Raw genomic sequence first — 13,408 nt, 5'->3', positions numbered from 1 at the left:
GTTGAGCAGCGGACCTGAACCGCGGCCCCAACCAGGAAATGGACTCTCAAAATGCCGATTTTGAACCGCGCCGCGGAGATGCAGGAAGAAGTTGCCGGCTGGCGGCGGCATCTGCACCAGACGCCGGAACTGAACTTCGATGTCTTCCAGACCGCCGACTTCGTCGCCGAGAAGCTGAAGGCTTTCGGCTGCGACGAGGTGGTGAGAGGGCTCGGCAAGACCGGCATCGTCGGCGTCATCCGCGGCCGCAAGGGCGACGGCGCGACCATCGGCTTACGCGCCGACATGGACGCGCTGCCGATCGAGGAGACCACCGGCAAGCCATGGACCTCGACCGTGTCCGGCAAGATGCATGCCTGCGGCCATGACGGCCACACGGCAATGTTGCTCGGCGCCGCCAAATATCTCGCCGAGACGCGCAATTTCGCCGGCACCGTGGCGGTGATCTTCCAGCCGGCCGAAGAAGGCGGCGGCGGCGGCAATGAAATGGTCAAGGACGGCATGATGGACCGCTTCGGCATCGCCAAAGTGTTCGGCATGCACAACATGCCGGGCCTGCCCGTCGGCCAGTTCGCCATCAAGCCCGGCCCGATCATGGCCGCCACCGCCGAATTCACCATCACCATCAGGGGCCGTGGCGGCCATGCGGCGATGCCGCACGGCACGATCGACCCGATCGTCATCGCCAGCCAGCTGGTCGTCGCCCTGCAGACCATTGCCTCGCGCAGCACCGACCCGGTCGAGGCCGTGGTGGTCTCGGTGACCAAGTTCCATGCCGGCGACGCCTATAACGTCATCCCCGAAAGCGCCCAGATTGCCGGCACGGTGCGCACGCTGAAGAAGGAAGTGGCCAGGAAGTCGGAAGAGCGCATCCGCGCCATCTGCTCTGGCGTCGCCACCGCCTTCGGCGCCGTGATCGAGGTCGACTACGACGCCAACTACCCCGTCACCTTCAACCACACCGAAGAAACGGTCTTTGCCGGCGACATTGCCGCCAACGTCGCCGGCGACAGCCATGTCCACCGCGCCATCCAGCCGGTGATGGGCGGCGAGGATTTCTCCTACATGCTCGAAGCCCGCCCCGGCGCCTTCATCTTCATCGGCAATGGCGACAGCGCCGGCCTGCACCACCCGGCCTACGACTTCAACGACGAGGTCATCCCGCACGGCATGAGCTATTGGGTGAAGCTGGCCGAGACGGCGCTGGCGGCCTGACGATCCGGCAGTCGAAGGCGGCGCGCATTCTCGCCGCCTTGCGGTCAGGCCGTTTGGCCTGACCGGACAAGCACCGACGGCGCCGGAAAGCCTCCGTCGCATACCTCTTGGCGAACCGGCCCGAAGCGTTTATGTGTCGGGCCGCGTGGTCCCGTAGCTCAGTAGGATAGAGCGGCAGATTCCTAATCTGTAGGTCACAGGTTCGATTCCTGTCGGGATCACCACTCGCAAACCCATACAGCGCAAGGCTTTGCGAGTGATCGATCTTCTAAAAACCTGATGATTTTATGTTGCATCCGTCCGCAACACAAAACTAGCAAACACAAGGGGTCACAAGGCAGCGCAAGCGTGTGCCCGCAACATGAGCGCAACAGGGGCGGCACCCCCGTTGTGCTACTTTGCGGGGTATTGTGGAACGCTTGCAGCCGTGCAAACATAGCGTTCTAGACAGGTCCGGACACAGGGACACAATCATATCTCGGCCCAGCTTCGACGGCTTTCAGCCTCGATGTCTCAGGCCTGCTCCTTCGGAGCCGCGCGTGATTAAGTCCGCGCCGTCCTCAGTCTCCACGCTCTTCCATCGAGACGACACCGGTGCATCCAATTAGGTTGGAGCAGTCCGATGGACGACAACAAAACCGAAAATGAATTGGGCCTCATCTGGGGGCCGAGAATATTGCGCGGGCGATTGGCCGCAAGCCGGGCATCACCCTACACATGCTCCAGAAAGACCATATCCCTGGCGCGAAGCTGGTCTGCGGGCGCTGGGTCATCGCGCGCAGCAAGTTGCTCGAAGCCTTCGGACTGGAGGCTGCGTGATGGATACCAACGATCTGAAGTTGATGGATCGGCTGGTGAAGGTGGCTGATGGCGCGTTCGACGGCCACCTCTCCATCCTCAAGTTCACCACCAACTGGCGTGTCTCGTTCGAAACGCCAAGCAGCCGTGAGGACATTGGTGTGATGGCGGTTGGCGATACGTTTAAGGAGGCTGCACTTGCGCTCCTTAATCGAATCCAACTCTCCAACCCGATCCTCTGATTTGCCATGCGGGAAGAAAAAAGCGCCGATCCTGAAGGATAAGGACCGGCGCTAGAATTTGGCACATCAAAGACAGAAGAAACCAAGGGTGTCACGCGGAAGTCGACCCTGGGATCAACTCCCAAAATACCCGCAAAACCTTGATGGTACAAGGACTTAGGGTACATGGCTGCTATCGACATCGACGCCACAAGGTCCGCCGCTCGGCGGTACAAAGAGGCGGGTTGGACACCGATCGCCTACCAGCATCTATCGAAGGCCACTTACGAGAAGGACTGGCAGAAGAAGAAGCGCGAAAAGGTCGATGTCGACAAGGACTTCGCCGGCAACAATTCCAACATCGGAATTGTGCTTGGAGCGCCCTCGACCAACCTCGTTGACGTGGATCTTGATAGCCCCGAGGCGATTGAGCTTGCGACAGTATTCCTGCCGCCGTGCGACAAGCGCTTCGGACGCCCGTCTACGCCCGACGCACACTGGCTCTACAGGGCGGTTGTTCCTGAGACGGTGGCATTTAGCGTGAACGGCGAGAAAGACGGCATGCTGGTCGAGCTTCGATCAACTGGCGGGCAGACAATGTTCCCGCCGTCCGTCCACCCATCAGGGGAACGGCTTAGCTGGGCGGAGGATGGGGAGCTGCCTGACGTCGATGGCGCCGAGCTTCTGCAGCGCGTCCGCCGCCTAGCGCTCGCATCCCTGATAATGCGGCACTGGCAGGATGGGACGCGCAACGTCCTTGGCCTCCGCGTGCCTGGCGCGCTGCTAACGCACGGTTGGACAGAGGCTGAAGTCGAAAGGCTGGTTGAGGCCGTAGCTACGAAGTGCGGCGACGATCAAGGCGCGATTCAGAAGTCCATCGCGCGCACTCGATACACGGCAAATCGTCTCAAGAACAAAAGGCCCTGCACCGGCATTCCGAAGCTGGCGCAATCGCTCAACATCAACGCCGATACGTTGCGCGAATGGATCGACATGCGTCCCGCTGAGGAGCGCGGCATCTTCCCTAGTTCCGATCCTATCTATGTCGCTCGCCAATTCGCCAAGACGCTTGATGACGTGTGGCACTGGCGTGGTGACTTCTACCGCTGGACCGGAAGCTGGTGGGTCCAGATGGATGACGAGGAGCTTCGTGGTCGGCTCTACCCTTGGCTTGAGAAAGTCCGGGTGCTTGAGAAAGGCAAGCCCGTCCCGTTCAAGTCGACGCGCAATGCAGTGGGTGACATCCTCGCAGCGCTGGCCGGCGTCAGACAATTACCCAATTCGGTCGAGACGCCATTCTGGACCGAAGCCAAGGGCGACGAACCATCGCCCGCCGACCTGCTCCCCTTCAAAAATGGCGCGTTCGATTTGCGGACGTATACCCTGCATCCGCCACAGCAGCGCCTCTTCGCTCTACATGGTGTTGAGTGCAATTACGACGTGGCCGCGACATCGCCCAAGTGGGCTAAGTTCATGCAGGACGGCTTCCCCGACGATCCCAAGTCCATTGAGTGTATCGAGGAAATCCAAGGCTACTGCCTGACCGGCGACACCTCGCAGCAAAAGGCCTTCGCCTACATAGGCCAGAAGCGTTCAGGTAAGGGCACTATTGGACGCGTAGCGAGAGCGGCGGTCGGCGTGAGCAGATACGCCAATCCAAAGCTGTCCGATTTCAGCGATGATTTCGGCGTGGAGAACTTGATCGGCAAGTCGCTGGCCGTCATTTCCGATGCACGAGGACAGGGGCGCTCTAACCCTCATGCGGCGGTCGAAAACATCCTCGCAATCACAGGTGAGGACCCACAGTCCATCAGCCGCAAATACAAATCGCGTTGGAACGGTGTCCTGAGCACGCGTATCATTTTGATGGCGAACACGGTGCCAAAGTTGAAAGACCCTTCTGGCGTGATCGTGTCGCGGTTCATTGTGATAGAGTTCCGCCAGTCATTCTACCTTCATGAGAACACCAATCTCACAGACGAACTGATCGCTGAGTTACCCGGCATCATCAATGTCTGGATCGAAGGGTTGAAGCGTCTGCGAGCGCGCGGGCGCTTTGAGCAGCCAGAATCGGGCCGCGAGTTGCTTGCCCTGATGGACGAGAACACAGGCCCGGTGAAGCGCTTTGTTGATGAAATGTGTGTCGTTGGACCCGACCATGACATCAGCAAGAAGCTGTTCAACATGGAGCTGAACCAGTGGCTACGGGATCACGGGCACTACCCGATGTCCGATGAAACTATCGGCTCCGATCTCTACGCGCTGCAACTTGGCATCAAGCACGTCCGGCATCGACAGGATGGAAAGTTCGTTCCTCACTATGCGGGAGTGACCTTGGCCGAGATGGCGAGCAACGGCGGCAAGCTGACGCCCAATCAAGCAGCGATGCTTGAGAGAGACGCGGGGGTGAGGACCCCTGCCAACATGATTGATCCTGAGATTCCGTTCTAAGGAGTGCTGGGCTGTGCCGGGCGTGCAGCGGTGCTACCCAAAAACTGTTGCTACTAAGCGCTGCCGCGCAAAAAGGAAAAAGTGTCCCTATGCCGTAAGAAGATGGAAGCACTCCCTACACCCCCGGCACGGGGGAAAAGCGCCACCCCTGCTACTTCGGCTGAAAAGCCAGACGATGACGAATTCCGAGGAGAGGCCGCCGTTTTAACTTTCCAGCACCGCTTGATACCTGCCTTGCTGGAACAACAGTTTAAGCAACGGATTTTGTATCCGTGGGTCGCGAAAATAACGCAACAATTACAACCGTATAAAGGTTCCTGTTGCGCGCATGCGGCCCGCAGCCCTAAGCAATACAACGCCAAGCAAGGCGCGAAAACACTTAGCGGATACACAGCAGATCCATGGATGGCCCCGTTTATCCCGTCCCCCGCAAGCTAAAGGCTAGGAGCGGGGTCACAAACGGCACCGAGCTCCTGCCCGGCCTTGACGGGCGCTCCAAGTGGGCGCGCCGGCTGCATGATCTAGTGGCCAACCACGTGCAGGACCTCGGCGGACCAAGGCACGTAACGCAGAGCCAGTTCGCTTTGATCAGGGCCGCCGCCACGACGACCATCATCTTGGAAAAGTGGGAACTTCAGTTCGCCACAGAGGGCACCCTGAGTGTGGCTGACCTACTGGGCTACCAGACGACGCTCAACAGTCTGCGGCGGGTGCTTGAGACGCTTGGCCTCAACCGCGTCGAACCCCCACCCGACACACGGCCAGTCTTGGACATGACCAAGCTCACCGACACCGAACAGCAACGCTTCCGCACCCTGAGCTTCAAGATGGACGAGGTCGGAGTGCACGGCATGGCGGAAGTCCAAGTCAATGAGCTGTACCAGCTCACGGCGAAGGCGAGCGGCAGGGGTGTCGGTCCGTCCGCTACCGACATCACACCTCGCGAACGCCCCTTCCAAGAGATTGACTGGTCAAGAAAATGAAAGACATGCGAGCAGGCGACATCATCAAGTCACGGCGCGGGCACACCTGGATCGTCGGCTGCGTGATCGAGAACGGCGCTCCTCTTGAGCTTGGTCCCGGCCGCCACCTGCTGCTCGTCCGCGACAATGACACCAGCGACGGCACCGAATTGTTGATGACGCTGCGCCCCGAATGCGATCTGCGTCGAGGGCATAAGCGCAACTTCTTTGATCCCGGATACACGTCGGCACGCTACGGGTCCGACAGCAGCGTAACCCTGTTCAAAGAGGACGCGCTCTACGTGGCAGTGCGCGCCCCTGATCCCTGCCACCCGTTCATCGAGCAGATCGAAGGCGGCAAGATGCTCGCAAAAGCGCCAAGCTGGATGGCTGAGCAGTTCGTCACCCTGCAGCGCGATTTCGATGAAGGTCATTCGGAGCATTTGACGGTGCCACGCTGGCAATTCGCGGTTGCTGTCCAGCGCGACCGCGAGGGCAAACCGCCCATCGACCTTTCCGCCGTGGAACAGCGCCTCGCTCGCCCGGAGGAAATCTGATGACCGCACAGCCCGGTGATATCGTCCTGACGGAAAGCGGCTTGCGATGGGTTGTCCTCGAACTGACACCCGGCGAAAACGCTTGGCTCATCCGCCCATCTGACGACGGTCGTTCCACCGGGCTGCTCAAGGGGAGCGGCCTGACTGTGGTGGAGAGCCCATCATTTCAGAATGGCGATCGCTGCACGGTCAATGGGTTTCCTGGCGCTTATCAGGGCACAGAAGATGGCGTCGTCAGCGTGCTTTTGGACGCACGGTCGATGCCGACCAAAAAACCTGGCGTGAACATCGGCCTCGACCCCTCCGTTGCACGCATAAACGTCGGTTGGTTCGTCTTGGAGAACCGCTTCTGATGTCGATGCAGGTTGGCGACATCGTGGACGCGCCGTACAACGGGCGAGCGAGGGTCCGCTGGGTCGTACGCGGGTTCACGGCCGACCGCTATGGCATCGACTGCGCGCAGATGATCCGCAGCTACGGGTCAGGCTACTCCCACTACACGAAACCCCTGGACATCCTGACTCCGGTTTTGAGGCCGGTCTTCAAATCGGGCGAAGCCGTGGTGGTAGGGGGCATGAAGGCCGTATTCATGAGCCGAGACGGCGACAAAGCGCGCGTCATGCTGGCCCCGCAGCGCTGGGTAATCGCGGACAATGAAATCATGGATATCCGCCCGGCAGTGGCCGCATTCAGCTACGTGACCCTCGTCTTAGAAAATCGTTGGAAAGAGCCCGAAGGAGACTGAACATGGCAATCATCAGCAATGGCACTGAACGGAAACTGGAAGTTTCACCGAGCATCGACGAGCGGGCAATCGACCATCACGCCGAAAGGCAGATTGGCAACGCTACGCCCGCGCCTGACCTTGAGCACTTGGCTCTTTCGGGAGCACTGAAGACGGCGCGGGAGGAAGCCCACGCACTGGTCAACCTCGCCAATGCTGTGTTCGCGGACAGGTCGCAGACGCCCGAAGCCGCCGCCATCCAAGTGGCAACCACGGCGCAAAAGGTCGGCGAGAAGGTTGCGGCGCGCATAATCGCAGCCAACGCGAAAGCCGACGCGACGATTGCCGGCATTGAAAAGGCCACGTTTGCTCCGGAAGGGCTGTCTCAGTACGACCAAGAAATCCGTTCTAAACTAGCGACAATGACGCCCGGCGAGCGCACCAAGGAGATCGCCGACGCTTTTGCCACCAACGATATGACTCTTCTTGGTGCAGTACTGCGGGCGCCGCGCCTCCTGACCGGCTTGACCACGATCGAATTGGAAGCCCTTCGACACAGGTTCCGCGAGCAGCATTTCCCGGTCGAGATGCGGCGCTTGGAGCGCTTGAAGAAAATGCGTGCCGCGTCGGACGTTGGCGGCAAGGCCTTCGTGGCTCTTGTGACGCAGGCAAGCGACACAACTTTCGCCAATGGCGCAATCGCAGCACGGTCGAAGCGCGAAAGCGCCGTTGCTGCACATCAACAGGGAGCATGAACCATGGCAGGCAACGCTGAGACGCATACCTACTTCCTCAATGTACAGGGTCAACCCAACGGTCAGTTGCGGTTGCCGCGCCGCATCGCGGCGGATCGCTTGGAGTTGATTCCGAATCCTATCGCGTCGCCTACATCGAGGAGGACGACGGCGCGGGCTACTTCCTGTCCACGCGGACCGCAGACGCCATTCGCGATGCCGAGGCTGAGATTGCGTCGCTCAGCGCGCAGTTGGAAAAGCTCCAGGTCGAGGGACCGGCAAAAGTCGCAGCCGTGAAGCAGCAGATGCGCGACGATGCGGTCAATACAACCCTGCAATCAGCGCTCACAAAAGCCGGAGTGAAGGACGGGCTGCTTGAAGGCGCGATGGCGCTGCTGAAAAAGCAGAATGCGTTCGAGGCGGAGAAGTCTGACGACGGCCGCTATGCCGTGCTCGCTCGGACAAAGTTTGGCCTCGCTGAGGTCGATGCCGTCGTCCAGCAGTTCGTGGAAAGCGACGAGGGAGCAGTTTATCGCGGCAAGCGCGCTGCTCCCCCATCTGGCAGCGCCTTCAGTCAGTTGTCGGGGCAGAAGGAGCAGCGGCACTGACGGTCGTCCCCTTGCCGAAGGCAGCGGTCTTTGCCTTGGGCTTCTTGGGAACGTCCACGCTGTAGTGCATCGTGCCGTCCTTGAGGGCACCGGTAACGGCGACACCCCCGCGCTTCACATCGCCGATGAGCGAGTAAGCTGCCTGTTTGCTAATTGAAAGCTTCTCAGCGATTGCTGCGACGGACACGCCGCCCCCGCGCAGCATTTCCTCGACCTGGCTCTTCTTGGTGGCGGGCTTGGCGGCGGGTGTCGTTTTGCTCTTGCTCATTGCTGTTCTCCTGTCTGGTTGCGTCCTTGTTCGGACGAAAACAGCAGTAGGACAACATTCCTAGTTGGTAGAGCGACTGGCAGTTGCCAGCAAAAAGCTTTCAACTCTCTTCCAAGGTCTTTTCAAGAAAGAAGCCGATTCGACGAGGCTCTTCAGTTTTTGCTTTCGTAGCCACGAGCATAACGTTGACCTGTGAAACGTGCTGGATCAACTCTACGATCTCGCCTCTCGAATTCTTGCAGTGAAACTTGACAAGTTCCATACCCATAAAGCTGACGTTCGAAATGTTAAATGTCTCGCCGCCAAAATTTACCCAGCTCGCGCCGATTTCCTCATCCACGTTCAGCCGTTGTTCGAACGCGATGATAGATTTCACAATATTCTGAATCGTAGATTCAGCTGGGTTACGAACCGTAAGCTCTGGGATCCTGCTGCGAATCATGTCCGGCATTTTTATCTCCAATGGTCAGAACTAATAATCATCCGCTCAAAAGCTGGACTTTGCTAGACCATTGAGGCTGATTTCCACGGCCTTGACAGGGTACGGCACGGGCCGCCCACACAGTTGGGGCGGCACGCATGCTTGTCGCGCTACAGGCGACGGCTTTGGCCGTCCTCAAAGCAAAAGGGCACCCCGTTGCCGGGGTGCCCTTCTGTTCAGAACAGTCGGGTCATGAGTAGGAAGACCGAAGCCCACCTAGGATGCAAATAGCATCCGAACTCAAGTCGGTAGCGAAAGCTACCTCCTGACTGGCTGGCCTCGATTGCGATGAAGGTGCCCACGGCAGCTCCGTTGCGATCGTGTGTGGGGACCCTTGTAGTAGCCGCCACCACACAGTTGGCCATCGTCTTGAGGGTTCGCTCTTTTAAGCTCTAAGGAAACCCACAACCCGTGCGGCTATTTCGTAGTTACGTTGGAAGTGGTGATGCGCAGGATAGGCGTCAAGCCTAGCTTGAAAATAAACGCGTCGCAGTAAGTGGGGCGGCGTGCATGCGCAACGCGGCAGGACGCGCTGCAAAGCTGCGCAGCTATGTGGAAAAGCTGCGCAGCAAAGTGCAAAGGCGGACTAAAACGGGCTGAGGGTGGTGAAGTCCAGAAATCCTATGCCATCGACCAGCTTGAACGGGACGGCTGCCGTTGGTCCATTGAGCTTGCGCTTCACATACGACCGCGTGGTCATGAAGCGTGCTTGGCCGCTGTCATCATTCTGCTCGAGATGATAGACGCCCTTGCCCTCGAAGTCGGATGCGACTGGCTTCAGCGCTAACAAGCCGGGGGTCTCGTTGGCGAGAAGAAGCTGAACCTTCTTGTGTTTGATCGCCACTCCTTTCCATTCGGCAGGCTTCCAAGCCTGCATGAACTCCACAGGGATGGTGACGCGAAGGTCCCTCTCGTTGGACGGGGGCTGGCGCAGTAGCACGTGACCCGCCGGAATGTCGGCGGACGTGCGACTGTTGACCCGTGCCGCTTCGTTTGGAGCGAAGAGGATGTTGAAGCTGGCGGTTTCGATCGTGGAGATGCTTTCAAGAATTGTCATAAGGTCGTTCTCCTAGTTGGCGCGTCGGGGACGAGGACCGCAGCACGACGCACCGCAGCGGACCTGCAGGCTTTGGGCACCTGCTCTTCCGCCCCAGTGTGTCTAAACCGAAGAACTGGAGAACGAGCTTGAAAGCTCGCCATCATCATCAGACTGCGGCCACGGTCCGGAGTCAAGATGGCTTTGTTGCTGACCAACAGATTTTATGCAACATAATATCTCTTGAGACAGGAGATACAGCTATGTCTGTTCGTAAGCGTAAGTGGACCACGTCCAAAGGGGTCCAGAAGGAAGCGTGGTTAGTCGACTATGTGGATCAGCACGGCGAGCGCCGCGCCAAGACCTTCGATAAGAAAAAAGATGCCGATGCCTACGCGTTGAGAGCCGGCTCGGAGGTGCGTGACGGCCTGCATGTCGTGGACAGCACTTCAAAGACGGTCAACGATGTAGGGCAGCTATGGCTGACCCGCGCGCAGAATGACTTGGAGCATGGCACCTACCTCCAATACAAACAGCACCTCAATCTACACATCAAACCGTTCATCGGGAACGAAAAGCTGTCGAGGATGGGGATGCCGCGCATTCGCAAGTACCTCGATGATTTGGCAGCAGGCGATCCAAGCCTACCTGAGGATGATCTGCGCCGCGCACCTCGCTCGCCTGCAATGGTCAGCGCAGTGCGCACCAGCCTCAGTTCCATTTTCTCGGAAGCCAAGGAAAGCGGACACATGGTGCAAAACCCGCTTCAGGGAATGCGCAGCAAGCGCAAGAAGGGCGAAAAGCGGCGCAAGACGAAGCTTCAAGTTGGCGTGGACATTCCCACGTTGGGTGAAATCAACAAACTGATCGCCGCTGCGACTGGCCGCTTCCGCCCGCTGCTGATAACCGCAGTCTTCACCGGCCTGCGCTCATCGGAATTGCGCGGCTTGCGGTGGGCGGATGTGGACCTAGCAAAAAGCAAGCTCACCGTGACGCAGCGCGCCGACAACTTCCATGTCATCGGGATGCCAAAGTCGGAGACGAGCCAGCGCACCATTCCCCTGCCCGCCGTCGTGGTGAACGCGCTCAAGGAATGGAAGCTGCAATGCCCGAAGGGTGAAAAGAAGCTGGATCTCGTTTTCCCGAACACGCTTGGCAACATTGAGGCCCACGGCAACATCATTCGCAGCGGGTTGATCCCGACAATGTTCGCAGCTGGCGTCACTATCGAGACCAGCGAGAAGGACGAGCAGGGGAAGCCTGTCCTGGCGCCCAAGTACACCGGCCTCCATGCCTTCCGCCATTGGTTCGCGTCTTGGTGCTTGAACCGCGAGAAGGATGGAGGACGTGGCTTGCTGCCTGCCCGCGTTCAACAGCTCCTAGGCCATTCAACTATCGGCTTAACGATGGACACCTATGGCCACCTGTTTGAGCACAAAGAGGATAAGGCCGAGCTTGACGACGCTGTGAGTTCCCTGCTTGCGCCCGTTGTGAGCGCAACATAAACGCAACATAGCGACTCAAACCCGTGCAAATGCTCGGATCAACGCAGATTCCTAATCTGTAGGTCACAGGTTCGATTCCGTCGGGATCACCAATTGGTGGCTCAGCCCTACACTGCCGGCCGCCGCCCCATCGCCACGCCACCCATCCGCACCACCGTCACCTTCCGCTCCGCAGCGTATAGCGACCCCAGCGCGTCCTGCGAGACGCCCTCATCCGTGATCACCTCGTCGATCTCGGAAATATCCGAGAGCGTGCAGAAGCCGGGTGCGGTGAATTTGGAGCTGTCGACGAGCAGGATAGTCTTGCGGGCCGACGAGATCATCGCGCGTTTCAGCGAGGCGACTTCCAGCGTTGTCTCCGTCAACAGCGTGCCGGTGACGGCTGAGGCGCCGGTCATGCAGATGTCGGCATGCAGCGTCTTGATGAAGCTCTCGCCCGGCTCGCCGGCGAGGTGCCGATAACCCGGACGCACAGTGCCGCCAGGCAGGATGATGCGCCAGGATTTGATGTCGGCGGCGAAATCGGCGATCTCCAGGCTGTTGGTCACCACGGTCAGCGGCAGGTCGCGTTCGGCGGTGGCGCGCACCGCTTCCATCACGGTCGAGGAACTGTCGAAGATGACGCTGTCGCGCGCGCTGAGGCGCTGCGCCGCCTCGCGGCCGATCGCCACCTTCTCGGCATGCTGCAATTCGGCGTTGACCGTGGTCTCGCGCTCGAAAGTCGCGCGCATCGGCTGCAACAGATGCGCGCCACCATGCGTGCGTTCGAGATAGCCTTTCTCCACCAGATGCTCGAGGTCGCGCCGCACCGTCGACTGCGACCCGGCGATCGTGTCGGCAAGCTCCTGGATCGAGGCCGCGCCGTTGACGCGCAGATGCTCAAGGATGAGCGCCTGGCGCTTGGCGGAAACCATTTCGACGCGTTTGCTGGGCGTATCCATGCTCTATTTTGCTCTGACGGTCGACGGGCCAAATCGAGCAATTCCAGGAAAAGTGTGACCGGTTAAGTTCGGCGACTTCGCCGTAACCCTCCGTTAGGAATTGCGTTAGGACAGGATAACCCCTACCAAATCGTATAGCCGCAATCCACAACCACCACCGTGCCGGTCATGGCGCTGGCCGCATCCGAGGCGAGGAAGAGGATGGGCGCGGCGATTTCGTCCGGTCCGGCGACGCGCCGCATCGGCGTCATATCCATCCAGATCGGCATCAGCGTGTCATCGCTGAAGCCGCCGCGCGACATCACCGTATCGACATAGGTCGGCGCGACGCAGTTGACCCGCACCCCGCGTTCGGCCCATTCGCCGGCGAGCGAGCGCGTCATGTGGTGCACTGCGGCCTTCGCGGCGTTGTAATGCGCCTGGCGCTGCGGCTTGTTGGAGATCAGGCCGGACATCGAGCCGAGCGTCACGATCGCTCCGCGGCCGCGTTCGAGCATCGGTCTCGCGAACTCACGGCAGGACCAGTAGGCGCCATTCAAATCGACATCGACTACCTTCAGCCACACGTCGTCGCTCATCTCTTCGCCGGGCGTGTCAGGCCAGGCAATGCCGGCATTGGCGATCAGGATATCGACCGCGCCATGGCGCTCATTGGCCGCCCGCGCGGCGGCGGCGACCGCCTTGGAATCAGTAACGTCAAGCTGCACCGCATCGACCTCGTAGCCCTTCTGCTTCAGCTCGTCGCGCCCGGCAGTCAGCACCTTGCTGTCGAGATCGGATATGATGACCTTGGCGCCGGCTTCGGCCAGCGCCTCGGCCGTCGACAGGCCGATGCCGCGACCGCCTCCGGTGATGAAAGCCGTTTTTCCGTCGAGGCGGAAGCGTTCGAGATACATCGATTAAGTCC

General features: G+C 59.7%; 15 protein-coding genes and 1 tRNA gene. 11 read left to right on the top strand and 5 right to left on the bottom strand.

What is annotated here, in order from left to right; genetic code table 11:
• Positions 1–51 precede the first annotated feature (51 nt).
• From ACVDG8_RS23215 to ACVDG8_RS23170, 10 genes are all read left to right on the top strand, one after another.
• Positions 52–1,215 carry a M20 aminoacylase family protein gene (locus tag ACVDG8_RS23215; RefSeq protein WP_447256801.1) on the top strand — a complete coding sequence of 388 codons (1,164 nt, stop codon included), beginning with the start codon at positions 52–54 and terminating at the stop codon, positions 1,213–1,215.
• 147 nt (positions 1,216–1,362) lie between these two features.
• Positions 1,363–1,439, top strand: a tRNA-Arg gene (locus tag ACVDG8_RS23210).
• Between the two features lie 594 nt (positions 1,440–2,033).
• Complete coding sequence (locus ACVDG8_RS23205; RefSeq protein WP_447256799.1) at positions 2,034–2,255, top strand: hypothetical protein; 222 nt, start codon at positions 2,034–2,036, stop codon at positions 2,253–2,255.
• Positions 2,256–2,420: 165 nt separating this feature from the next.
• The gene (locus ACVDG8_RS23200; protein ID WP_447256798.1) at positions 2,421–4,685 is read left to right on the top strand and encodes a phage/plasmid primase, P4 family; all 2,265 of its coding nucleotides are present in this window, start codon (positions 2,421–2,423) and stop codon (positions 4,683–4,685) included.
• A gap of 401 nt (positions 4,686–5,086) precedes the next feature.
• On the top strand, positions 5,087–5,668 hold the full coding sequence (locus ACVDG8_RS23195) for a hypothetical protein (protein WP_447256797.1): 582 nt from the start codon (positions 5,087–5,089) through the stop codon (positions 5,666–5,668).
• Positions 5,665–6,204 carry a hypothetical protein gene (locus ACVDG8_RS23190; protein ID WP_447256796.1) on the top strand — a complete coding sequence of 180 codons (540 nt, stop codon included), beginning with the start codon at positions 5,665–5,667 and terminating at the stop codon, positions 6,202–6,204. The genes ACVDG8_RS23195 and ACVDG8_RS23190 overlap by 4 nt, the downstream gene beginning before the upstream one ends.
• Positions 6,204–6,557, top strand: a complete 354-nt coding sequence (locus ACVDG8_RS23185; RefSeq protein ID WP_447256795.1) for a hypothetical protein — start codon at positions 6,204–6,206, stop codon at positions 6,555–6,557. Before ACVDG8_RS23190 ends, ACVDG8_RS23185 begins: the two co-directional genes overlap by 1 nt.
• Positions 6,557–6,949, top strand: a complete 393-nt coding sequence (locus ACVDG8_RS23180; RefSeq protein WP_447256794.1) for a hypothetical protein — start codon at positions 6,557–6,559, stop codon at positions 6,947–6,949. Before ACVDG8_RS23185 ends, ACVDG8_RS23180 begins: the two co-directional genes overlap by 1 nt.
• Before the next feature lie 2 nt (positions 6,950–6,951).
• A complete protein-coding gene (locus ACVDG8_RS23175; RefSeq protein ID WP_447256793.1) occupies positions 6,952–7,683 on the top strand; it encodes a hypothetical protein in 732 nt (243 codons plus the stop codon).
• A 230-nt stretch (positions 7,684–7,913) separates the two neighbouring features.
• Positions 7,914–8,270, top strand: coding sequence for a hypothetical protein (locus ACVDG8_RS23170; protein ID WP_455707231.1), 357 nt, complete (start codon positions 7,914–7,916; stop codon positions 8,268–8,270).
• Here the strand turns inward: ACVDG8_RS23170 and ACVDG8_RS23165 are convergent.
• From ACVDG8_RS23165 to ACVDG8_RS23155, 3 genes are all read right to left on the bottom strand, one after another.
• The gene (locus ACVDG8_RS23165) at positions 8,233–8,538 is read right to left on the bottom strand and encodes a hypothetical protein (protein ID WP_447256791.1); all 306 of its coding nucleotides are present in this window, start codon (positions 8,536–8,538) and stop codon (positions 8,233–8,235) included. The genes ACVDG8_RS23170 and ACVDG8_RS23165 overlap by 38 nt on opposite strands.
• 100 nt (positions 8,539–8,638) lie before the next feature.
• Positions 8,639–8,989: a DUF6173 family protein gene (locus ACVDG8_RS23160; protein ID WP_447256790.1), complete on the bottom strand. Its 351-nt coding sequence runs from the start codon at positions 8,987–8,989 to the stop codon at positions 8,639–8,641.
• 616 nt (positions 8,990–9,605) lie between these two features.
• The gene (locus ACVDG8_RS23155; protein WP_447256789.1) at positions 9,606–10,076 is read right to left on the bottom strand and encodes a hypothetical protein; all 471 of its coding nucleotides are present in this window, start codon (positions 10,074–10,076) and stop codon (positions 9,606–9,608) included.
• Positions 10,077–10,318: 242 nt separating this feature from the next.
• Between ACVDG8_RS23155 and ACVDG8_RS23150 the strand changes: the two genes are divergently transcribed.
• Entirely contained in the window at positions 10,319–11,560 is a 1,242-nt protein-coding gene (locus ACVDG8_RS23150; protein WP_447256788.1) for a tyrosine-type recombinase/integrase, read from the top strand.
• A gap of 107 nt (positions 11,561–11,667) precedes the next feature.
• Here ACVDG8_RS23150 and ACVDG8_RS23145 read toward each other — a convergent pair whose 3' ends face one another.
• Both ACVDG8_RS23145 and ACVDG8_RS23140 read right to left on the bottom strand, forming a co-directional pair.
• Positions 11,668–12,501 carry a DeoR/GlpR family DNA-binding transcription regulator gene (locus tag ACVDG8_RS23145; RefSeq protein WP_447256787.1) on the bottom strand — a complete coding sequence of 278 codons (834 nt, stop codon included), beginning with the start codon at positions 12,499–12,501 and terminating at the stop codon, positions 11,668–11,670.
• A 122-nt stretch (positions 12,502–12,623) separates the two neighbouring features.
• Positions 12,624–13,397 (bottom strand): SDR family NAD(P)-dependent oxidoreductase, encoded by a 774-nt coding sequence (locus tag ACVDG8_RS23140; protein ID WP_447256786.1) that lies wholly within the window; start codon positions 13,395–13,397, stop codon positions 12,624–12,626.
• Between the last annotated feature and the right edge of the window lie 11 nt (positions 13,398–13,408).

Source organism: Mesorhizobium sp. ORM8.1 (assembly GCF_053005525.2).
The sequence above is the reverse complement of the archived record's forward strand: the minus strand, read 5'-3'. Positions and strand labels throughout refer to the sequence as shown.